Raw genomic sequence first — 21,074 nt, forward strand, 5'->3', positions numbered from 1 at the left:
CGCGGCCGGCACCGCGAGCCGGTGCCGCCGCCCGGCCTCACCAGCGGGTGACCTGCAACTCGCCCAGGTCGGCGAGGGCGACACGGCCCTCGTCGGCCAGGACGCGCACCATCTCCTCGGCCTCGGGGAGGGTGACGTGGCGGCCGCTGGCCAGGCGCTCGTCGGCGGACGGGCTCTCCATCCACAGCCTCGGCCCCTCCTGCCACATCATCTGGACCACCGCTCCCGAGCGCGCCGCGAACACCCCGAAGGTGCCGTCGACCGGCGTCAGCCGGTAGACGAGGTCGCGGGCGGCGGCGCCGCTCATGGGCTCGGCGTAGTCCACGAACCCCATGCCCCCGGTCGCCGCGTCGGCGTAGGTGACGTCCAGCGGGCGCGGGCCCGCGGTCCGGGGGTCCGGCCCGGGCGGTGCAGGCCAGCCGGCGCCCACCGCCCAGCGGGCCAGGAGGTCCTCGATCCGGTCGCGGTCCAAGACCGGGCCGCCCTCCACGCGCAGGAGGTCGGAGTCGCGGGTCAGGACCGCCGTACGGCCGCCCGCGCCGACCGTGGCGCGCACGCCGCGGGGCAGCCAGGGCAGCACCAGGCGGGCGAGTTCGCGGACGCTCACCCGGCCCCGGTAGCGGGTGACCCAGTCGGGGAGGCGGTACGGGCCGGGGTTGGAGAAGTCGGCGTCCACGTGCGGTTCGCCCTCGGAGGCGGGGCCGGGGAAGGCGGCCAGGCGGTCGTGGCGGCGGCGGCTCCAGTCCATGTCCACCTCGATCCGGCGCTCCGGGTCGCCGTTCCAGTGGGCGGTGAGCCCGTGGGCGCGCAGGGCCTCTGCCACCTCCGCGCCGACGGCGGCGCGGCGGACCCGGTGGGTGGACTCGAACCCGACCGTCAGCGGGGCGCCGTCGGCCGCGGCCAGGGTGTCCTGCCAGTGGTAGTAGGCGTAGCCGCGGCTGCCGGTGGCGGCGGCCTGCGCGTCGAGGTCGGCGCGGGCGCAGCCGTCGCAGCAGAGGAACTCCTCGCGGGCGATGATCCCCGAGGCGTCCAGGGACCGGAACGCGCGGGTGAGGCGCTCGGAGTCGGTGCGGGAGGGGCGGCGGCGCTGGCGGTGGACGTGGTCGGCCAGGACGGCGTCGACGTACTCGGGCAGGGAGTCCGCGAGGGCGCGGGCCCGCGGGTCGTCCGGCGCCAGGTGTCCGGACAGGCCGGATTCGAGGTCGCGGCGGGCCCGGTCCAGCAGCTCGGTGTAGCCGCCGCGGGCCGCGGCGGCCCGGACCGTGACACCCCTGCGCACCGAGGCGAGCAGTTCCTCGCCGTCCCAGCGTTCGCTCATGCGCCCAATGTGTCAGAACCCGGGGGTGCTCGGTGCGGTTCGTCCGAGATATCGCTGTCCGCAAGCGGCCGGGCACGGAAATCGGAGGCGGCGGGCCCGCTCCGGCGCCCGGGCCCCGCCGCGCAGGCGCTCCCCGCCGCCGCGGGGCGCCGGCCGGTCCGGGCCCGCCGACCGGGCCGCACCCGCCGTCCGGGTTCCCCCGGGCGGCGGGTCAGAAGAGGAGGGAGTGGCCGGTGAGCCGCTCCACGTGCTCGTCGCGGATCCGGCGGGCCGCCTCGGCGGTGGCGGCCAGCTCGGACACCTCCGGCGCCCCGGCGCCCAGGAACGCCGCGGCGGCGCGGTGCTCGGCGTAGGCGGCGGTGGAGTCGGCGGCCTCCTGGCACTGCTCCCACTCGCGGTGGGCGGCCACGGCCCGCTCCACCAGGCGGCCGTACTCGACGATCTGCTCGACCCGGGCGTGCACGGCGTCCTCCACCGCGCACAGGTGCTCGCGCTGGGGCCGCAGCGCCTCGCGCACCCGCGGGGAGTCGGCGCGCTGCCAGCGGCGCAGGTGGGCGCGGCGCAGCTCGCGCTGGCGGGCGAGCAGGACGGCGATGCGCCACTCCTGGTCGCGCAGCACCGCCAGGGCGCGGTCGGTGTCCAGGGAGTCCCCGCCGCCGAACGCCTCGCGGGCGCGTTCGACCACGTCGATGGTGCGCTGGACGGCGCAGAGGGCGGCGTGGTCGGCCTCGCTGACGTCGTCCGGGTGGATGACGGACCCCTCCGGGGCGTCGTCGGACGGGCCCTCCTGGACGCGGGAGGTGAGGGCGTCGGCGGAGACCAGGGCCACCAGGACGCCGAACAGCCCCCAGGGGATGCCCGCGGCCGGGTCGCCGGGCAGGAGGTCGAGCAGCCACACCGGGATGGCGGCGAGGGCGCCCGCGCCCGTCGCCACGCTCGCGGCGCGGGTGGCGGGGTGGGCGTCGCCGCGCAGGGCGAGGGCGGCCACGTGGGCGACGAGGCCGATGTTGACGACGGCCATGCCCAGGTACCAGCCCGCGGTGGCCAGGGCGAGGGCGAGGGTGCCCCCGACCGCGAGCAGGTGGACCGCGGCCTCGCGCAGGCGGGCGCGGCGGGTGACGAGGTCGCCGCCGGACCACTGCGCGAGGGGGTGGGGGGCGGCGGCCCGCCTTCGCAGCTCGTCCCGTCGGGGGGCGGGGAGGGCGGGGTCGATGACGGGTCTGGGCCGGCGGATGACGTCCTCACTCATGGGCGGTCCCTTGTGAGTGTGTCGGTTCGGGGAGGGCGGCGGCGGTCGGGCACAGCGGGAGGAACCCGACAGGGTAAGAGATGCCCACCCTTCGCCCCCACCGAACACGGCTGTGCCCGGAGCTTGCCGGGCGGCCCCGGCCGGGACCGTCGGCGCAGGTCGGAGGCGTCCGCTGGCCCGCTCCGGCCACCGGAGGCCCGGAGCGGGGCACCTGGGACGGGGCACGGGAGACGGGACCGCGCGCCGTACCCGGCCGCGGGCGGGCGCCGACCACCCGGAGCGGCCCGGGGCGGCGTCGTCTGGCCGGGCGCGACGGGCCGGAGACGGCGGCTCGGTGGGGCGGCCTCGCACCCGCCGCCGGGGATACCGGCCGCCCGGGGCGGGACGTGGCGGCCCGGGACGGTGACGGCCCGGGCCACCGGCGGGCCGGGGCCGTCAGCCCTCGCGGGTGGTGGTGACCAGGTCCTCGTCCCCCGCGCTCGGGCGGCGGCGGGTGGGGTTGGTGTCCAGCCAGCGCAGCAGGTCCTCCGAGACCAGGTCCACGGAGATCCGGGCGGCCCGGCCGTCCAGGTCGCGGAACAGGCACTCGCCGTTGCCGAGGTTGCGCAGCACCGCCAGGTGCTCCTCGGTGGGCTCCACCCCCAGCAGCGACATGACGCTCTCCACCTCGTAGCGTTCGCTGGAGCGGAACGTGAACACCGAGGACAGGCAGTTGGTGACCTGCTCGTTGAGCAGGTCACCCGCGTTCTGGGACACCAGGATGAGCGCGGTGTTGCGGGAGCGGCCCATCCGGGACACCTCCGGGACCAGCTTGGCGCCCTCGGGGGTGGAGGTGACCGCCCACGCCTCGTCCAGGAAGATCGCCTTGGGCAGGTGCCGGTCCAGGCCGTTCATGAGGCGGCGGGCGAACTGGGACACCAGGTACAGCAGGGCCACCGACAGCCGCTGCTCGTAGGAGTAGTCGTCGCGGCGCAGCCCCGAGTCGGGCAGGGTGAGCCCGCCCAGGGTGAACACGGTGGTCCACCCCTCGGTGTCGATCTGCGCGTCGCCCTGGGGGTCGAAGCACAGGGACGCCAGGCGCATCTCCGACATGGAGCCCAGGACCGCGCCGAGGTTGCGGGAGGCGGCGTCGGAGGCGTTCGACAGGTGGTCGACGACCTTGGCCAGGGAGGGGCGGGGCTGGTTGGCGACCGCGGCCACGGCCTGGATCATCGCCGACTCGCGCTCCTCGCTCATGCGGGGCAGCAGCAGGCGCAGGGTCTCGGTGGCCATGGTCTTCTTGGCGGCCAGGTCGTCGCCGAACGCGAACGGGTCCAGCAGGCCGGGCTGGGCCGACCCCAGGGACATGATGCGGGCCTTGCGGCCGCGGCGCTGGAGGAGCTGCACCAGGGACTCGGCGTCGCCCTTGGGGTCGATGGCGGCGACGGTGACGCCGCGCAGGGCGAGCTGGTAGATGAGCAGCAGCGCCAGCGTGGTCTTGCCGCCGCCGGGCTCCCCGGTGATGGCGATGGCGGTGGGCCGGTTGCGCGCGGCGGCGACCAGCGGGTCGAAGTGGACGATGGAGCGGGCCCGGCCGATGGTCTCGCCGATGTAGGGCCCCACCCAGCCGTCGCCGGAGCGGTCGGTCCGGTCCCCGACGTCGACGGTGGCGGTGGGCATGCCGCCCGCGATGGTGCGCAGCGGCTGGCGCTGGGCGTAGGCGCTCAGCCTGATGCGGTCGCCCGGCAGGGACTCGTTGAACAGGGAGAACTGGTCGCCGGTGGAGTTGATGACGTCGATGCCGATGTCGCGGTAGTGCTCGATGACGGCCTCGACGTGCTGGACCAGGAGGCGCTCGGTGGGCGCGGACACCATGAGGCGGTGCCAGCCGTAGACGAACGGCAGGCGCTCCTTGGTGATGCCGTGTTCGAGCATGCGTGCGGCGTCGATCTGCTCGGCCAGGGCGATGGGGGCCTCCACCCCGGCCTCGCGGATGTGGGCGTCCATGTCGCGGGCGTGCGCGAGCTTGCGGCCGACGTCCTTGGACGCCTTGGCCGGCGGGATGAGCTTCATCCGCAGCGACATCTCCACCGGGAAGGGCAAGGAATCGGCGTGGTGCAGCCAGGGCTCCCCGTCGGGGAACGGCATGAGGTCGGGGAAGCGCGCGAAGGACAGGAAGGCGACCCAGGTGGAGCCGGAGGGCTGTTCGAGGCGGAGCATGGAGCGGCCGTTGTGGAGGGTGCCGTCCACCAGGGCCTCGATCTCGCCGCGGCCCCAGGTGCGGCGCCCGGCGGCGGAGGGGCGGGGCTCCTCGGAGCTGCCGGTGACGGAGTGGCGGATGAGCCAGGCGATCTCGTCGGCGGTGGCGTGTCGGGCGTGCAGGGAGCTGGCGGCCAGCGCCCGGCCCAGGCGTTCGGCCTGGTCGGTCCAGCGGGCGAGCTCCTTGTCGTCGACGGCGTCGTCGACGATGCCGAGGATCTCCTCGGTCCGCTGGTAGGCGCCCCGGAACTGGGAGAACAGGCCCAGGCCGGTGCCGGAGCCGCGCAGGCCGAGCCGCACCCCGAGGTAGACCTCCTTGGTCCAGAAGTCCTTGGCCCACACGTGGCGGTAGGTCTCGTCGAGGTGGTCGTACCAGCCGGGGCCGGAGTCGGAGGTCTCGTCCAGGCGGGTGGCCCACTCGGCGGCGGGGTAGGTGCGGTGGGCGATGCGGAGGTGGACCTCGGCGTCGTTCATGCGGATGGCCGCGAGGGCGATGGTGATGTTGGTGGCCAGGGCCTGGCGCTCTTCGGGGGTGGTGAACTCGTAGGAGACCGTCGGCAGCCGGAAGTAGGCCCAGGCCTCGCTCTCGCTGAACAGCACGCGGTCGTCGAAGTAGCGGACCGCGAGGCGGGTCGAGCCGCGGGTCCCCCATGTGCCGGTCATCTTCTGCCGCCCCTCCTGGTCGCGTCGCGCGGCGACCGCGCCCGGCGGGGGGCGCGGCCGTGCCTGTGCCACCCCCATAGTGTGCTGCATGGGTACCCGGCGGTAGAAGCGGAACGCTTTACGGCGAGCCGGAAACCGCGGCGCCCCGCCCCGAAAGGCGGAGCCCCGTGCGGCGCGTCGCGCGGGGCCTGCGGGACCGGGCCGGCAGGGCCGGGCCGGCGGCCGGGCGGCGGGCCCGGGCGCCCGCCCCTGACGGCCGGACCGTGGACGCGCGACGGCCCGCCCCGGAGGGCCGGGGCGGGCCGCGGACCGGGGCGGATCAGCAGCGGTTGTTGATGGTGCTCTGGATGGAGGACCTCTCGCTGGAGGTGACGGTGAGGTCGTAGCGGTACTTCACGTTGACCCACGCCTTGACGTAGTCGCAGTGGACGGCCGTGTTGGGCGGCATCCACTGGGAGGGGTCCTTGTCGCCCTTGGAGCTGTTGACGGACGCGGTGACCGCCCACAGCTGAGGCGAGTTCACGTCGTTGGCGAAGGCGCGGCGCTCACCGGTGGTCCAGGAGGCGGCCCCGGTCTTCCACGCCTCGCTGAGCGGGACCATGTGGTCGACGCTGATCTGGGAGACGGCGCCGGTCCAGGTCACGGCGTCGTAGAAGCTGTACCAGCTGCCGGAGGTGGGCTGGCAGTCGGAGTCGGTGACCACGTTGTGCCCGTCGCGGACCAGGACGTACTGGCGGGCGGTGCAGGGGCTGTCGACCACGGCCCAGTGCGGGAACAGCGAGCGGTCGTAGCCGGTCTGGGGCCCCTTGGCCGCGACGGTCAGGGAGTTGAGCTGCGACTGCGCGGTGGAGGTGGAGGGGATGCCCGGGGGGAGGCTGTGGGCCGCGGCGGCCGGGGCGGCCCAGCCGACGACGACGGCGAGGGCCAGCGCGAATACCGTCGCCAGGGCGGCGCGCAGCCCGCGGGGGGTGGGGGTCATATTCTGTTCTCTCCTCTTGAGCGGGTTCGAGGGAAGGACCTCCACCACTGTGCGGCGGCCGGGGCTTTCGCACCAGACCCCCGTACGGGAATTCCCGGAGAATCCGGTGTTACGGCCCCGGGTTCCGGGCCGGTGCTTTTGCACCAGACTCCGCACCATATCCATGTGAAGTGGATCACTTAAAAAAAAGCGCGTGGCCGGACCGGGGTTTGGGCGGATGGACCGCCCCTCCCGCACCTGCGGCGATGAACGCGGTGTCACCGCGCGGAGCACACGGTGTCGCGGCCGGTGCGCGAAGGGCGGGGGCACATGGGAGAACGCCGTACCAATGGACGGCAAGAACACGAAAGGCGCCCTTGACCTTTCCGCCGGGCGCCCCAGAGTAGGCCCGTTGTACCCCCGCCGAAAGCCGATAAACCAGGCGGAGGAAATCGCCTGAAATCACCCTGCGAGGTGTTTGTTACGTTCGGATGTCGTACGACCCGTCCAACGAAGAGACAGCGACACCGAAAGGATCACCCCGCACAGGGGTTCGGCCATGACGTTGCAGATGGATCTCCCGACACTGGACGACTACCCCACCCGCAAGGGCACCGAGGCCGCGCTCCTCTACCGGAGGGACCCCACCGTCTGGGGCACCGCCGAGGACGGGCCCCTCACCGACGAGCGCCTCCAGGAGCACGACCGCCGCGGGTACACCCGGTTCGCGTCGCTGCTGGGCGAGGACGAGGTCGCCGGGCACCTGGACGAGGCCGACCGGCTCGTCGGCGACCCCGGGCTGCGCGACGACGAGCGCGCGGTCGTGGACCCCTCCGACGGGGGCGTCCGCTCCGTGTTCGAGGTGCACCGGGTGAGCGAGGCGTTCGAGGCCCTGGTGAACGACCCCCGACTGCTGGAGCCCGCCCGCCAGATCCTCGGCTCGGAGGTGTACGTGCACCAGAGCCGGCTCGACCACCGCCCCGGGTTCGGCGGCGGCCCCCTGTACTGGCGCTCGGACTTCGAGACCTGGCACGCCGAGGACGGCATGCCGCGCATGCGCGCCGTCGGCTTCTCCGTGGCGCTGACCGACCACCACCCGCACAACGGCGCGCCGCTGGTGATGCCCGGCTCGCACCGCACCTACGTCTCCTGCCTGGAGGAGGGCGACGGCGGCCGCGCCGGGACCCCCGACCGGGCGACGCTGACGATCCTGGCCGACCGGCACGGCATCGACGCCCTCCAGGCGACGCCCGGGGACGTGACGGCGCTGGACGCCAACTGCATGTACGCGGCCGGGGCGAACATCACGCCGTGGGCGCGGTCGAGCGTGTTCGTCGTCTACAACAGCGTGGAGAACGCCTGCGAGAAGCCGTTCGGGGGCGACGACCCCAGGCCGGGGTTCCTGGCCTCGCGCGACTTCACCCCAGCCGGGAGGTGAACGCGCCGGTGCCCCGCCTCCCGGGAACGGGGGGCGGGGCACCGCCGTGTGCGGGCCGGGCCGGACACGCGGGCGCCCCGCCCGGGGGCCGGACGGGGCTCGGGGCGGCCCAATCGGGCGCGGCCACGGCGGGCGGGGTCGGAGCGGACCCGGCCGGAGCGGACGGGGCCGGGCTCAGGTGAGGAGCTTGTCGACGATGACGCCCGCCAGGGCGCCGTGGGCGCGCTTGGTGCTGGCCCGCAGGGCGCCGACGTCGATGCGCGTGTAGGAGGACCCCAGGTGGTCGTCCCACGGGATGCGGACGATCGCCCGGCAGCGGCCGCGGGCCACCCGCTCGGCGGCGTCCACGTCCGGCAGGCTGCGCTTGCTGACCCCGTTGACCACCAGGACGGACCTGGCGCGCAGGGCGCCGTGGCCGTTGCCGTCGAGCCAGTCGAAGGTCATGGAGACCGCGCGCTCGGCGTCGGCGTTGGCCGGGGTCACCAGGACCAGGCCGTCGGCGGCGGGCAGGGCGCGGGCGACGCCGGTGGCCGCCGGGTCCAGCACGGTCACCGCGTAGAAGCGGCCGAGCAGCCCGGTGAGCTGGGCGTAGTCGCGGTCGTCGAGGGTCTGGACGTAGGGGTCGTCGAGGGTCTGGACGACCTCCAGGCCGGTCTGGGTGCGGCCGGTGTAGGCGCTCATCGCCTCCTGGTCGCCGATGCCGTCGGCGTTGGCCAGCAGGGCGGTGAGGGTCTCGGGCGCCTGCGCGCCGATGCGGCGGGAGAGGCCGTTGGGGCCGGGGTTGACGTCGACCGCGACGATGCGCTCGTCCCGGTAGCCCGCCAGGGTGTGGCCGATCATCAGCGTGGTGACGGTCTGGCCCGCGCCGCCGGTGCAGCCCAGGACGACCAGGCTGCGGGGGCCCGCCAGGGGGGTGCGCAGGCGCTCGACGTCCTCCGGGGACAGCTCGGAGCGCACCGGGGCGGCGCCGCCGGTGACGACCTTGGCCAGGCGCCGCCAGCCGCGGGTGCCGCCGGAGTCGTCGGAGGACGCGGCCGGTGCGGGCGCGGGGGCCTCGGTGCGGACGGCGGAGGCGCCGGCCGGGGTGGCGTCGCCGGCGGTGGGCGAGCCGTGCGGGGTGTCGCCCAGGCTCTCCTGCTCGCCGGTGCCGTGGTCGAGTTCGAGGTCGGGGCGGGGCTCGCGCCGGGGCGGCTCGGGCTCCTCGCCGGGGGCGGGCTGGCCGAAGAGGCGGCCGATCCGGCGGGCGTTCTGGGCGACCCGGTGGAACATGCCGTCGTGCGGGTCGTGGCCCGGCTCCTGCTCCGCCTCCCGGGACTCCCGGGCGGCGGGGGCGGCCGGGTCGGCGAACTCCGCGGCGGCGTCCGGCTCCGCGGCGCCGGAGGCCCGCATGCTCCACTTGACCGGGGCCGGGCGCTCGCCGTCGGCGGCCGCAGGCCCGGGGTCCGGGGTCCGGCGGCGGGCCAGGGCGGCGGCCTCGGCCGCTTCGAGGTCGGCCGCGGTGCGGCGGCGCTCGGGGGCGTCGCGGACCTCGGCGAACCCGGCCAGCTCGCCGGTGCCGTGGTCGAGCTGGGTGGGCGGCTTGGCCGCGGGGGCCGCGTCGCCCTCGCGCAGCTCCCCGGCGGGGATGACGGGGTTGTCCTTGTCGCCGACCCGCGGCTGGTCGGGGTGGCGCTTCTTGCCGTCGTCGAACCACTCGGAGGGGTCCTTGGCCCCGCGCGTGTGCCCGGGGACGACGTCGGCGAACTTGGGGCGCGGCGGGGCGGGGGTGTCGGCGGTGCTGAGGTGGCGGTCGAGCACGTTCATGTGCTCGTTCCACTCGGGTCCGCGGTCCTCGGCCTCCTGCGGGCGCACCGGGATGGACTCCTGTTCGCCGGTGCCGTGGTCCAGCTCCAGCGGGGGCTTCGTGCCTGTGGGGCCCGGTACGGGCGCCGCGTCCGCGGCCTCCCGGCCGTCGGCGGCCCCGTCCTCGGGAGCCCCGGGGCGGGACTCCGTCTCGGAAGCGGGCGCTGCGGCCGCCGGAGCCACTGGACGCACGCCCGCCTCGGCAGCGGTGCCGGCCTCGGCCGTGGGACGCGAGGTGTCCGAGGAACGGGTGGGACGGGCGGGAGCGACCGCGTCGGTACCGGCCTCGACCGTGGGACGGGTGGGACGAGAGGTGTCCGAGGAACGGGCAGGACGGACGGGAGCGACCGCGTCAGCACGCGTCGGACCCACCGGGCGCGCGTCCGCCTCAGCGGCAGTACTGGCCTCGACCGTGGGTCGGGTGGTGTCCACGGGACGGGTGGGATGGGCCGGAGCCGTAGCGTCGGCACCGGCCTCGGCCTTGGGACGGACGGTGTCCGAGGAACGGGCAGGACGGACGGGAGCGACCGCATCGGCACGCGTCGGACCCACCGGGCGCGCGTCCGCCTCGACAGCGGTGCCGGTCTCGACCGTGGGACGCGAGGTGTCCGAGGAACGGGCGGGACGGGCGGGAGCAACCGCGTCAGCACGCGTGGACTGCACGTCCGCGTCGGCACCGGTCTCGACCATGGGACGCGTGGGACGAGAGGTGTCCGAGGAACGGGCGGGACGGGCGGGAGCAACCGCATCGGCACGCGTCGGACCCACAGGCCGCACGTCCGCGCCGGCGGGCGCCTCGGAGGCGAGGGAGCCCTCGGCGGTGCGCACCGGGTCCGCCTCGTCCTCGGCCGGCTGCGGGAGCCAGGGGGCGGACGTGGGCTTGGCGGCCGGACGGCCCGTGGCGGCGGCGTAGCGGGCGGCGTAGTCGGACACGTCGTAGCCCGGCGCCTCCTCCGCCCGCTCCTCCCGCGCGGTCTCGCCCAGCTCCCACGGGGCGGCGTGCGGCCGCCCCCGGCGGCGGGGCCGGACCGGCTCCGGCGCCGACGCCTCCTCCTCGGCGGGCACCCCGGTGGCGCGGCGCTCCTCCAGCTCGCGGGCCACCCGGATCCCCTGGGTGCGGCCGCGCAGGCGGCGGGCGGCCGGGGTCTCGTCGTCGTCCTCCTCGCCCCCGACGGCCCCGGCGACCTCCTCGCGGCTGAGCGCGGAGGTGTCCCCCACGGAGTAGGCGCTCTTGGAGCTGAGGTTCACCGGCGTGTGCCCCGAGGAGGCGCGCAGGCGCGAGAACCACTCGTCGCTGTCGCGCTCCTCCTGGCCCGCGGTGTCGTAGACGGGTTCGGCGAACCCCTCCTCGAAGTCGTTCCCGCCGGTCTCTGCCGGGGCCTGCGCTGGGGCGCGGTCCAGGGCGAAACCGAAGTAGTTGAGCACCCGGACGCCCACGCCCGGGCCCCCGGGGGCCTCCGCCCCCTTCTTCTCCTCCCGGTCCCCGTCCCCGGTTCCGCCGGTGTCCGCCGGGCGCTCCACGGCGGTCACCGTGGCGACCGCGGACCGCGCGGGCTCCGCCCGCTCCGCCTCGTCGGCGGGCGCGGACGGCGCTTCGGCCAGGACCGGTTCCCGGGCGGGCTCGGGCGCGACGGGTTCGGGCGCGACCGGCTGCTCGACCGTGACCGGCTCGACCGCGACGGGCTCCGGCGCTCGGACCGGGCCCGCCTCGCGGACGCGGCGCAGCGGCGGCGCCTGCTCCGGCGCGGGCCGCACCTGCTCGGCCTCGACGGCCTCGGGTGTCTCCGCCGCCTCGACCGGCTCGGCCTCGCGTTCGGCCCGGCGGCGCGGCAGCGGCAGCGGGCCCGCCGCCGGGTCGCGGTGCCACACGCGCACGGCGACGCGCACCTCGGCGGGCTCGTACTCCGGGGCCAGCCGGGTGTACACCCGCGCCTCGGCGAGGTAGCGGGCCTGCGACAGCAGCAGTTCGGTGAGGCGCTTGCCCTCGATCACCGGTCTGGTGACCAGCACCGTGATCACCCCGGGCGGCACCACCCACAGCACCAGGTGCCACCCGTTGCCGAACACGAACGGGGCGTTGAGGATCCCGAGCAGGATCACCCAGACCAGGAACACGCCCACGGCGACACCGAAGGTGCCCACCGGGAGCGGCATGGGCAGCCGGAAATCGTAGAGCTTGTAGAGCCGCTTCTCGATACGCCAGATGTTGGTGTACGTGGGCAGATCCACGTTCCCGGCCTCCCTCGCCTATTCCGTCGAAACGCCCATCGCTCGCGCGAGCGCCACCGCGATGACCTCGATGATGCCGGGGACGTAGAAGACGATCCCGATGAAGATCGCCAGGATGATGAACTGAGCGAACCGCGTGATCTCCCTGGTGAACAGGAAGAAGATCGCGACGATGGACACGATGACCAGGAACAGGGGTCCGAAGAAGCCGCGCAGGAACTCCGCGAGGCCGCCGGTGTCGGGGGCCTGTGAGTCGGCCAGGACGAGGGGGTCGGCCCCGCCGAGCACGGTCACGGTCTCGGCCGCGGTGGACAACAGGGGGAGCATGTCAGGCGCCGCCTCCCGGTGTCGTTTCTGCTGTGCTCATGGTCCTTCTCGTCTCCTTGCCTACGTGCCCCGTCACTCGCCGAACGAGTGGGGGGCTCCCTGGATGTCACGCACGTGCCACTCGTTGCCGGAGTCCACGACGGTGACCAGATAGCTCTGCCTCAAGGTGCCCGCCGCCTCCCCCTCGGGGGCGGGAGCGGTCCAGTGCACGGTGACGGCCACCTCTCGTACGTCATCATCCCCGCTCTCGCTCCGGGATGGCACCGTGATATCGGACAGTTCGGAGAATTCCAGGGTGTTCGCCGGAAGTGGGGCGATCGTGACGCCGGGTTCGACGTAGCGCTCCAGGTGGCCCGGCTCCTGCGCGTAGGCGCCGAAGAACCCGGTCAGCACCTCTTCCAACTGCTCGGCGGCGGCCGGGTCGGTGTCGAAGGCGGCCTGCTCGGGCAGGGAGGCGCGGGCGGGCGCGGCCAGCAGGGCGGGGCGGCCGGAGACCACGAGGGAGTCGCCGTCGGAGTAGACGGGGACCTCCAGGCTCACGGGTTCGCCGTTGACGTCGGCGCGGACGACCACGAGGGCGTTGTTGTCGTCCTTGACGTCGACGGCGGTGACGGCGAGGTTCTCGCCGGCGAGCGAGCCCGCGGGGACGTCGAGCCCCTCGGCCTCGCCCTCGGGGACGAACGCGGCCAGGGCGGTGCGGCGGGCCTCGATGTCGTCGGTGGTGAGGTAGGTGTCGGCGAAGCGGAGCGCGAAGTCCGCGGCCGAGGTCTCGGGGAAGGCGGGGGCCTGGGCCTGCTCGGGTTCGGGGTCGGGGGCGGGGAGCGCGAGGCCGCCGCGCAGGGGGAACCAGATGCCGTTGAAGATGACGACGATGAGGAACGCCCACAGGACGGCGCGGCCCACGCCGACCCACCAGCGGCCGCCGGCGCCGGGGCGGGGGCGCCGCCGGGGGGGCGGGGCCTCGTGGTCCGCGTCGTCGTGCCGTTCGCGCACGGCGGCACCGCGCCGTGGTGCGTTCGCCATCCCCGACCTCCTGCACACAGTTCCGCGCCGCCCGTTCGGACGGCGTATCCGCCATGCCCTTGTCTACCCCATCCCTATAGTGAGGCATTGTGCGGGTTGGGCGAGGGCATGGGCGCTCCGCGTTTCCCCGTCAACCGCGCATTGCACGCAACAGTCGAAGTTCCCAAAGACGGAACAATACGGCAATAAGCAGACGAAATCATCTGACGGTTGTCCCCCGTCCGCGCTTTATGGTCGGCCCGAAAATGGATTAGTCACCTGTTGGCGAGCAACATGTGTCCCCGGGGACAGAGAACGGCCGCCGGATTGTGACCGGGGTCTCCCCTGGGGGCCGCCGGACGGGGGTGTCTATGATGACCCGATGATCCCCCGCGAGACCCTCCCCCGCGTCCTGTTCTCCCTGTTCGCCCTGGTGACGGCGGTGCACCTGGCCGTGCAGGCCTTCGGCGCCGAAGCCTGGTCGCGCCCCACCCAGGCGCTGCTCATGCCGCTGCTCGCGGCCTTCGTCTGGACCGCGGCCCCGCGCCCGCACGGGCGGCCGGTCCGCCTGGTCCTGGTCGCGCTGTTCTTCTCCTGGCTGGGCGACACCGCCCCGGCGCTGGCGTCCGGGGACGCGGCGTTCCTGGTGATGGTGGGCTTCTTCCTGGTCGCCCAGGTGGTGTACATCGCCGCGTTCGCACCGTGGTGGGCCCGGAGCCCGCTGGGCACCAACCGGACGCTGCTGGTGCCCTACGGGGTGGTGGTGGCGGGGCTGGTCGTGCTGTGCGCGCCCGGGGCCGGGGCGCTGCTGGTGCCGGTGCTGGTGTACGGGCTGCTGTTGGGGACGACGGCGGTGCTGTCGGTGGGGGTGCACCGGTGGACGGCGATCGGCGGGGCGCTGTTCCTGCTGTCGGACGGGCTGATCGCGCTGCGGGCGTTCAGTCCCGGGTTCGACCTGCCGCTCAGCGGGGTCTGGGTGATGCTGACGTACGCGGCGGCGCAGGCCCTCATCGTGCTCGGGGTCCTGGCCCGCGACCGCGAGCCCGCCGAGGAGGTCCCCGCCTGAGGCGCGGGCCGGCAGGGGGTTCCCGGTCCCGGTCCCGGCCCTGTGCGGGGCCGAGGACGCGGTGCCGGCGGGACCTCGGCGGTGCAGGCCCGTGTTCGACGGACTCCCCGGCATCGACCGGGCGGCGCCGGAGCACGCCCGCGGCCCGGCCCGGGGTGCCGGAACGGCCGTCCGCACCGCCTCGACCCGGCGGGCCGGCCGTCCCGGCCGGGGCCGTCAGGCGACGGTGACGAAGGGGGCGCGGTGCTCGGCGCCGTCCGGGGTGCGCCAGGTGGCGGAGACGTGGCCCGCGCCGTCCGGCGCCGGGGCCGGGGCGAGGGCGCGCGCGACGCGCAGGGCGAGCCGGTCGCCGGCGGTGGACTCCAGGTCGATCACGGTGCCGTCCGGGCCGTGGGCGGTGGAGAACGAGGCGACCGCGGCACCGGGGGCCACGGCGGCCGGGCGGACGAGCACGGACGGGTCCGGGGTGTCGCTCACGCTCTGCTGCTGCGGCTCGGCCGCCCCCAGGAGCAGGGCGAGCAGTTGACCGGCCAGGACCGGGTCGTGCGTCCCGTCGTACACCCACCGCTTGCCCAGAACGCCGTGCTCGGCGGTGCCGACGAGCCCGTCCTCCGCCCCCTCCAGCGGCGCCCCGCGGTAGGTGAGGGGCACGTGGTAGGCCGCCGCGCCGTCGGTGACCACCATGAACTCGATGCCGACCTCTCCCTGCGGGTCGTCGAGCCGGAACCCCCCGGCCTTGGCCGGGTCCGGCCGCTCCCCCGCGTACCACGGCTGCCCGGGCAGCCAGGCCTGGAGGAGTTCGAGCTTGGTGGGGGTCATGGTGGTGCGGTGGACGACGGCCACGGGGCGTCCCTTCGGCGACGGGTCAGGCGGTGACGGGCAGCAGCGTACCGCCGGTGAGGCGAACGAGCTCGGAGGCGGTGGTGGGGAAGACGGTGTGCGGGGTGCCGCCCGCCGCCCAGATCCGCCCGTAGTCGGTCAGGGCCTCGTCGACCACGGTGGGCAGCGGCGCGGGGTGGCCGACCGGGGCCACGCCCCCGATCGCCTGCCCGGTGGCCTCGCGCACCTGGTCGGGCGTGGCGCGGCGGAGTTCGCCGCGGCCCCAGCGGGCCGCCAGGGCGGCGGTGTCCACCCGGTGGCGGCCGCTGGTCATGACCAGGACCGGCACGCCGTCGGAGACGAACACCAGGCTGTTGGCGATGGCGCCGACCTCGCAGCCCAGCGCGGCGGCGGCCTCGGCCGCGGTGCGCGCGGACTCGGACAGCTCGCGCACCCGGCCCGGGACGCCCGCGGCGGCGAGGGCGCGGGCCACCTCCCGGCTGCGGGCGGGCAGGGACTCGACGGCGTGCGCTTCCATGACTCTCCTCGACATCGTTCTGTCTATGGAACGATAGGAGAACGCCGGTGGCGGATCAAGCCGGATACGGACACGGGAGGAGAGGCCATGGAGCTCGCCGTGCGGGTGGGGCTGCGGCTGCGGGAGCTGCGCGGACGGCGGGGCCTGTCGCTGTCCGAGCTGGCGCGCCGCTCCGGGGTCGGCAAGGGCACCCTCTCCGAACTGGAGTCCGGTCGGCGCAACCCCACCCTGGAGACGCTGTACGCGCTCACCACCGCGCTCGGGGAGCCGCTCGGCTCCGTGCTGGGGCCCGTCGCCGAACGCTCCGAGATCTCCGGCCGCACCGTGGACGCCGTCCTCATCGACCGCTTCGAGGACGGCGCCGCCACCACCGAGACCTACCGCCTGCGCATCCGCGCCGGGGCCGTCCAGGAGTCCCCGCCGCACGTCCCCGGTACGACGGAGCGCCTCATCGTCCTGAGCGGCACGGCCCGCGCGGGCGCCGCCTCCGCGCCCCTGGAGCTGGGCCCCGGCGAGCACGGCTGCTGGACCTCCGACGTCCCGCACGTCTACAGCGCGCCGCACGGGGACGTCGAGGCGGTCCTGGTCGTCCGCTACCCGGTGCCCGCGCCGCCCGCCTCCTGACCGCGGCCCGCGAACCCGTCCGGTCCGGACCGGTTTCCGCAGCACCGCCGCAGGGCCGGGGCAGCGCCTTCGGCTTCAGGTGGACGGGGGACCCGAGGCCCGCTTCGAGTCGGCCCGGCCCCGTCTCCGCCGCAGTGGTGCGGCACCGGCCGGACGGGGCGGGGCGGCGGGGGCGGGAGGTCCGGGAACGGGGAGGGGCCGGATCCGGTGGATCCGGCCCCTGGGGCCCGTGGTCGCGCGGTGGGGCTACACGTTGAAGCGGAACTCCACGACGTCGCCGTCGGCCATGACGTACTCCTTGCCCTCCATGCGGACCTTGCCCGCGGCGCGGGCGGACTGCATGTCGCCGGCCGCGACCAGGTCGTCGTAGGAGACCACCTCGGCCTTGATGAAGCCGCGCTGGAAGTCGGTGTGGATGACCCCCGCCGCCTCCGGCGCGGTGGCGCCCTTCTTGATGGTCCAGGCGCGGGCCTCCTTGGGCCCGGCGGTGAGGTAGGTCTGCAGGCCCAGGGTGTCGAACCCGACGCGGGCCAGCTGGGCCAGGCCGGACTCGGTCTGCCCCATGGACTCCAGCAGCTCCTGGGCCTCGTCGTCGTCCAGCTCGGCCAGCTCCGCCTCGATCTTGGCGTCCAGGAAGATCGCCTCGGCGGGGGCGACCAGCTCCTGGAGCTTGGCGCGCAGGGCCTCGTCGGCCAGCTCGCCGCTGTCGAGGTTGAACACGTAGATGAACGGCTTGACCGTGAGCAGGCTCAGCTCGCGCAGCCGGGCCAGGTCGACGTCCTTGTCCCCGGCCGCGTACAGCGAGGTGCCGCCGTCGAGGATCTCCTGGGCGGCGCGGGCGGCGGCCAGCAGCTCCTGGGAGTCCTTGTCCTTGGCGTTGCGCTTGGCGTCCTTCTCCAGGCGCGGCAGGGCCTTCTCCAGGGTCTGGAGGTCGGCCAGGATCAGCTCGGTGTTGATGGTCTCGATGTCGCGCGAGGGCTCGACCTCGCCGTCCACGTGGGTGACGTCGGGGTCGTCGAAGACCCGGATCACCTGGCAGATGGCGTCGCTCTCGCGGATGTTGGCGAGGAACTTGTTGCCCAGCCCCTCACCGGTGGAGGCGCCGCGCACGATGCCCGCGATGTCCACGAAGTCGACGGTCGCCGGGAGGACCTTGGCGGAACCGAAGATCTCGGCGAGCCGGCCGAGCCGTGCATCGGGCACGCCGACGACTCCGACGTTGGGCTCGATGGTCGCGAACGGGTAGTTCGCGGCCAGAGCGTCGTTCTTGGTCAGCGCGTTGAAGAGGGTGGACTTGCCGACGTTGGGCAGTCCCACGATCCCGATAGACAGACTCACAAGGTGAGAGTCTATGCGGCCCGGCGGCCCGGCCGATCCGTTCCCGGGGGGAAACCGGACCGATCGCCGAAACACGCTGCGCAGGCATCACTACGCACAGTAGGTTCGATTCATGTCGCCGGGGACCCGGGCGGGAGATGTCCGACCCGCCGACCCCTTCCCCGGTACCCCGGCCTGCGAGCCACGGCCGCGGGTCCCGGCGGCGGGGAGGCCCGCGCACCACGCGGAGCGCGGGCCGGTGCGCGGACGACCGCCCGGGCCCCCGACCCGTTTCTTGGGGGGAACATGGTCACCGACCACCTGCGCGAGATCGTGCGCCGCTACCCGCTGGTGAGGTTCGCGGCACGGCGGCTGCGCGTCCGGCTGCCCCGGAGCATGGGCGGCCTGGACCCGGGCCGGGTGCCGCCGTGGAGCCGCACCTTCACCCTGGCCCTGCCCGGGGGCGGGGCGGGCGATCCGCGGGAGCTGACGCTGCACCTGCCCGGCTACCTCACGGTGCCGCGGAGACTGGCCGCCAACGGGCTGGCCGGGCACGGACCCGACGCCCTGTCCTGCTTCCTGGCCATGCTGGACCGCACCCGGCCGGGGGCGGTGCTCGACGTGGGGTCGGGGGTCGGGGTGTACGCGATGCTGGCGGCGACGCGGTCGCGGCGCCCGGTGTTCGCGTTCGAGCCGACCCCGGAGATCGCCCTGGCGGCCCGGTCGGCGGCGGAGGCGACGGACCGGGGCTTCACGGTGGTGGAGGCCGCGCTGAGCAACCACAACGGCAGCGCCTACCTGCGGCGCGCCCGGCACAACGACATGTGCAACACGATCGGGCTTCCGCGGCGCCAGGACCTGTCGGGGACGACGGTGCGGGCGGCCACGCTGTCGCGGTGGTGCGAGTCGGAGGGCTGCTCCCCGGCGGTGGTGAAGATCGACACGGCGGGCACCGAGCCCGACGTCGTGGCCGGGGGCCTGGGGGTGTTACGCCGGTTCCGGCCGTGGCTGCTGGTGAGGGTGCGCCCGGACCGGGGCCTGGAGGAACGGCTGATGGCCCTGCTGGACCCGCTGGAGTACACGTGGTACCCGGTCAACGGGCGGCCGCCGTACCAGCCGAGCCGGGAGATCGCGGCGCGTTCGTCCCCGGCGTGGGAGCGGATGTGGCTGCTCACCCCCGAACCGGCCGGGGAGGGCTTCTGGGCGGCGGCGCGGGCCTGGCGGGAGGCGCTGACCGCCTGTTCCTGAGGCCGGGGCGCCGCCGGGGTGCGGCCGGGATGCGGAGCGCGGTCCGGGACGCGGAGTTCGGTCCGGGGGGTGGGGCGTGCGCCCCGCCCCCGGTCCGGCCGGCGGGTCAGAGCCAGGAGTCCAGCTCGGCCAGCAGCCCGGCGGGATTGTCGCGGTGGATGCAGTGCCCGGACCCCGCCACCCTGCGCACCTCGAAGCCGCGCTCGACGAGTTCGGCGGCGGCCCGGTCGTCGATCGTGATGGCGTCCTCGGCCCGCAGCACCAGGGACGGGACGTGCGCCTTGTCCGGCAGCAGGTCGTGCCCGGCGACCTCGGCCGCGACGAAGGCGTAGAACTCCGGGTCGCAGGCGGCGAAGCCCGCCAGCTCCTGCTCCACGTCGAGGTCGTTCCAGCGCGGGTTCATGGCCCGCACGTGCGCGGCGTCGGCGGTCTCGAAGACCCGGCGCATGCGCTCCCCCGCGTCGGCGGGCATCGGCGGCAGCCGGAACGCCGGGTCCAGGTAGACGGCGCGGGCGGGGGCCGAGCGCTCCACCGCCAGGGACAGCGCCAGGCCGCCCATGGAGTGGCCGATGGCGAGGTCCGCCCCCGAGGGCAGGGAGTCCACCAGGTCGTCGCCCAGCGCCTGGACGCTGTAGCCGCCGCGGCCGCTGGCCCCGTGGCCGCGCAGGTCCGCGGACACGACACGGTACCCCCGTTCGACGAGGGCGGGGACCAGGGCGTGCCAGGTTCCGTGATGGGCCCCGGCCCCGTGGACGAGCAGGGCCGTTCTTTCTCCGGTGCCGGTGGTGTAGGTCTCCAGGTTCAATGGGACTCCTTGCGAAGGGACGAGAGGCCGCCCCGGGACCGGGAGGGGACCGGTCGACCGGAGCGGTCATCTCAGCCTCTCGGACAATCCGGGGACCGAGAAGGAAATGACCGGAAGCGGACGTGCGCGCGCAGCTTTCCTCCCCGGCCACGGCACCGGCCCCGTCCCGCGCCCGGAACCGGCGGGCGTCAGTCGGCGCCCAGGGCCGCGACGAGCACCGCCAGCCCCTCGACCCGGGCCGCGTCCTCCTCCTGGGCGTAGGCGCGGTCGACGCCGAGCGCGCCCACCGACACGGCGCCCTCGGCGAGCAGTGCCACGGCGTCGGCGTCCTCCCGGGTCTCTGCGACGCAGCCGGAGGCGCCGGGTTCGCACAGGCGCACGACCGGGGTGAAGGACTCCTCCCCCTCGTAGTCGACGGCCAGCACCGACCCGGTGCCCGCCCGGGTCCAGCGGACGTCGGTGCCGGGCGAGCCGTCGGGCGAGGCGGGGTGGTTGACGTTGACCACGTAGCCGGGGTCGAACAGGTCGGCCCCGCGCATCCGGGCGATGAGGTCCGCGCCGAAGGCCGCTGTGGCGGCGAGGGTCTCGGGGGTGACCACCAGGTCCTCGTCGACGCTCGCGCTCAGGGCGACGGCCGGGATGCCGGAGGCGACCGCGGTGGAGGCCACCCCGACCGTGCCCGAGTGCGGGATCTGAGAGGCGACGTTGGGCCCGGAGTTGACCCCCGAGACCACGAGGTCGGGCGGGCCGTCCCAGCCGACGACCTCGGGCAGGCCGTGGGCGAGGGCGAAGGAGAGCGCGTCCACCGGGGTCGCGCTCGGCGAATCCGGGCGGCACGGGCCCTGGGCCAGGCACACTCCGTGGACGGCTCCCCCGGAGGGCGCGTCGGAGCAGGCGTCGGCGTACTCCTCGGGAGGGTCGGGCGGGGTGCCCAGGCCGAACTCCGCCTCGTGGGAGAGGGCGGCGCTCATACTCGACTGCTGTCCCCAGGGGGCGAAGACGACGACGTCGGCCCCGGCCTCGCACAGGGCCGCCCGCAGGGCGTACAGGCCCAGGCCGTCGGTGCCGTCGGCCTCCTCGCCGCGCATGGAGTCGTCGTTGCCGACGAGCACCCGCAGTCCGTCGAGGGGGACGGGTGGGAAGTCGGCGGCGGTGGGCGCGGGGTCGGCTGCGGGCAGAGGGTCGGCGGCGGTGCACGCCGCCGCGGCCAGCGGGAGCAGGGTGAGGGCTGCCGCGGCACGGCGCAGCGGTCTCGGCGACACGGGGGTCTCCTTCTTGGGGGGTGGGGGGTGGGGGCGCGGGGCCCCGGGGGCGGGCGCCCCGCGGGGGGGGGCGGCGAAGCACCCCGGGGGGGGGGGGGGGGAGCCCGGCCGGTGGGCGCCGGGGTGGGCCT

The 21,074-nt window shown here is 75.2% G+C and carries 16 protein-coding genes; 4 read left to right on the forward strand and 12 right to left on the reverse strand.

The genetic code is table 11. From position 1 onward, the window contains the following. Nucleotides 1-37: 37 nt before the first annotated feature. The 4 genes from ACFVNO_RS10260 to ACFVNO_RS10275 all read right to left on the reverse strand — a co-directional run bounded on the left by ACFVNO_RS10260 (nucleotide 38) and on the right by ACFVNO_RS10275 (nucleotide 6,447). Nucleotides 38-1,318 carry a DUF6891 domain-containing protein gene (locus tag ACFVNO_RS10260; protein ID WP_378891270.1) on the reverse strand — a complete coding sequence of 427 codons (1,281 nt, stop codon included), beginning with the start codon at nucleotides 1,316-1,318 and terminating at the stop codon, nucleotides 38-40. A 211-nt stretch (nucleotides 1,319-1,529) separates the two neighbouring features. Beyond that, a complete protein-coding gene (locus ACFVNO_RS10265) occupies nucleotides 1,530-2,567 on the reverse strand; it encodes a hypothetical protein (protein WP_355258516.1) in 1,038 nt (345 codons plus the stop codon). Between the two features lie 435 nt (nucleotides 2,568-3,002). Next, a complete protein-coding gene (locus ACFVNO_RS10270; protein ID WP_378891274.1) occupies nucleotides 3,003-5,468 on the reverse strand; it encodes an ATP-binding protein in 2,466 nt (821 codons plus the stop codon). A gap of 319 nt (nucleotides 5,469-5,787) precedes the next feature. Next, nucleotides 5,788-6,447, reverse strand: a complete 660-nt coding sequence (locus tag ACFVNO_RS10275) for an HNH endonuclease family protein (RefSeq protein ID WP_355258519.1) — start codon at nucleotides 6,445-6,447, stop codon at nucleotides 5,788-5,790. A gap of 550 nt (nucleotides 6,448-6,997) precedes the next feature. Here ACFVNO_RS10275 and ACFVNO_RS10280 point away from each other — a divergent pair. After that, a complete protein-coding gene (locus tag ACFVNO_RS10280; RefSeq protein WP_378891278.1) occupies nucleotides 6,998-7,864 on the forward strand; it encodes a phytanoyl-CoA dioxygenase family protein in 867 nt (288 codons plus the stop codon). 174 nt (nucleotides 7,865-8,038) lie between these two features. Here ACFVNO_RS10280 and ACFVNO_RS10285 read toward each other — a convergent pair whose 3' ends face one another. From ACFVNO_RS10285 to ACFVNO_RS10295, 3 genes are all read right to left on the reverse strand, one after another. Continuing rightward, a complete protein-coding gene (locus ACFVNO_RS10285; RefSeq protein WP_378891281.1) occupies nucleotides 8,039-11,935 on the reverse strand; it encodes a TcpE family conjugal transfer membrane protein in 3,897 nt (1,298 codons plus the stop codon). An 18-nt stretch (nucleotides 11,936-11,953) separates the two neighbouring features. Beyond that, complete coding sequence (locus ACFVNO_RS10290) at nucleotides 11,954-12,262, reverse strand: hypothetical protein (protein WP_220563197.1); 309 nt, start codon at nucleotides 12,260-12,262, stop codon at nucleotides 11,954-11,956. 72 nt (nucleotides 12,263-12,334) lie between these two features. Continuing rightward, complete coding sequence (locus ACFVNO_RS10295; protein ID WP_355258529.1) at nucleotides 12,335-13,285, reverse strand: conjugal transfer protein; 951 nt, start codon at nucleotides 13,283-13,285, stop codon at nucleotides 12,335-12,337. Nucleotides 13,286-13,646: 361 nt separating this feature from the next. Between ACFVNO_RS10295 and ACFVNO_RS10300 the strand changes: the two genes are divergently transcribed. Continuing rightward, entirely contained in the window at nucleotides 13,647-14,330 is a 684-nt protein-coding gene (locus ACFVNO_RS10300; protein WP_378891286.1) for a lysoplasmalogenase, read from the forward strand. Between the two features lie 216 nt (nucleotides 14,331-14,546). On the opposite strand, the gene ACFVNO_RS10305 is transcribed toward ACFVNO_RS10300, so the two are convergent. Both ACFVNO_RS10305 and ACFVNO_RS10310 read right to left on the reverse strand, forming a co-directional pair. Further along, a complete protein-coding gene (locus ACFVNO_RS10305) occupies nucleotides 14,547-15,173 on the reverse strand; it encodes a 1,4-alpha-glucan branching protein (RefSeq protein ID WP_378891289.1) in 627 nt (208 codons plus the stop codon). 22 nt (nucleotides 15,174-15,195) lie between these two features. Beyond that, complete coding sequence (locus tag ACFVNO_RS10310; protein ID WP_378891292.1) at nucleotides 15,196-15,687, reverse strand: YbaK/EbsC family protein; 492 nt, start codon at nucleotides 15,685-15,687, stop codon at nucleotides 15,196-15,198. An 87-nt stretch (nucleotides 15,688-15,774) separates the two neighbouring features. Here ACFVNO_RS10310 and ACFVNO_RS10315 point away from each other — a divergent pair, with 87 nt between their 5' ends. Continuing rightward, complete coding sequence (locus ACFVNO_RS10315; RefSeq protein WP_355258541.1) at nucleotides 15,775-16,311, forward strand: helix-turn-helix domain-containing protein; 537 nt, start codon at nucleotides 15,775-15,777, stop codon at nucleotides 16,309-16,311. Between the two features lie 246 nt (nucleotides 16,312-16,557). Here ACFVNO_RS10315 and ychF read toward each other — a convergent pair whose 3' ends face one another. Further along, nucleotides 16,558-17,649, reverse strand: coding sequence for a redox-regulated ATPase YchF (gene ychF / locus ACFVNO_RS10320; protein ID WP_220563206.1), 1,092 nt, complete (start codon nucleotides 17,647-17,649; stop codon nucleotides 16,558-16,560). A 285-nt stretch (nucleotides 17,650-17,934) separates the two neighbouring features. Between ychF and ACFVNO_RS10325 the strand changes: the two genes are divergently transcribed. Then, nucleotides 17,935-18,876, forward strand: a complete 942-nt coding sequence (locus ACFVNO_RS10325; RefSeq protein ID WP_378891297.1) for an FkbM family methyltransferase — start codon at nucleotides 17,935-17,937, stop codon at nucleotides 18,874-18,876. A 106-nt stretch (nucleotides 18,877-18,982) separates the two neighbouring features. Here ACFVNO_RS10325 and ACFVNO_RS10330 read toward each other — a convergent pair whose 3' ends face one another. Both ACFVNO_RS10330 and ACFVNO_RS10335 read right to left on the reverse strand, forming a co-directional pair. Then, nucleotides 18,983-19,681 (reverse strand): alpha/beta fold hydrolase, encoded by a 699-nt coding sequence (locus ACFVNO_RS10330; RefSeq protein ID WP_378891300.1) that lies wholly within the window; start codon nucleotides 19,679-19,681, stop codon nucleotides 18,983-18,985. 188 nt (nucleotides 19,682-19,869) lie between these two features. Beyond that, on the reverse strand, nucleotides 19,870-20,943 hold the full coding sequence (locus ACFVNO_RS10335; RefSeq protein WP_378891303.1) for a 5'/3'-nucleotidase SurE: 1,074 nt from the start codon (nucleotides 20,941-20,943) through the stop codon (nucleotides 19,870-19,872). Between the last annotated feature and the right edge of the window lie 131 nt (nucleotides 20,944-21,074).

This window comes from Nocardiopsis sp. NPDC057823, from assembly GCF_042797335.1.
Taxonomy (GTDB): Bacteria; Actinomycetota; Actinomycetes; order Streptosporangiales; family Streptosporangiaceae; genus Nocardiopsis; species Nocardiopsis changdeensis.

What these genes read in the sequence shown, in the direction of transcription:
- ACFVNO_RS10310 (WP_378891292.1), bottom strand. Translation starts at nt 15,687, where the DNA reads ATGGAAGCGCACGCCGTCGAGTCCCTGCCCGCCCGCAGCCGGGAGGTG.
- ACFVNO_RS10260 (WP_378891270.1), bottom strand. Translation starts at nt 1,318, where the DNA reads ATGAGCGAACGCTGGGACGGCGAGGAACTGCTCGCCTCGGTGCGCAGG.
- ACFVNO_RS10295 (WP_355258529.1), bottom strand. Translation starts at nt 13,285, where the DNA reads ATGGCGAACGCACCACGGCGCGGTGCCGCCGTGCGCGAACGGCACGAC.
- ACFVNO_RS10290 (WP_220563197.1), bottom strand. Translation starts at nt 12,262, where the DNA reads ATGCTCCCCCTGTTGTCCACCGCGGCCGAGACCGTGACCGTGCTCGGC.
- ACFVNO_RS10270 (WP_378891274.1), bottom strand. Translation starts at nt 5,468, where the DNA reads ATGACCGGCACATGGGGGACCCGCGGCTCGACCCGCCTCGCGGTCCGC.
- ACFVNO_RS10275 (WP_355258519.1), bottom strand. Translation starts at nt 6,447, where the DNA reads ATGACCCCCACCCCCCGCGGGCTGCGCGCCGCCCTGGCGACGGTATTC.
- ACFVNO_RS10325 (WP_378891297.1), top strand. Translation starts at nt 17,935, where the DNA reads ATGGTCACCGACCACCTGCGCGAGATCGTGCGCCGCTACCCGCTGGTG.
- ACFVNO_RS10315 (WP_355258541.1), top strand. Translation starts at nt 15,775, where the DNA reads ATGGAGCTCGCCGTGCGGGTGGGGCTGCGGCTGCGGGAGCTGCGCGGA.
- ACFVNO_RS10300 (WP_378891286.1), top strand. Translation starts at nt 13,647, where the DNA reads ATGATCCCCCGCGAGACCCTCCCCCGCGTCCTGTTCTCCCTGTTCGCC.
- ACFVNO_RS10280 (WP_378891278.1), top strand. Translation starts at nt 6,998, where the DNA reads ATGGATCTCCCGACACTGGACGACTACCCCACCCGCAAGGGCACCGAG.
- ACFVNO_RS10265 (WP_355258516.1), bottom strand. Translation starts at nt 2,567, where the DNA reads ATGAGTGAGGACGTCATCCGCCGGCCCAGACCCGTCATCGACCCCGCC.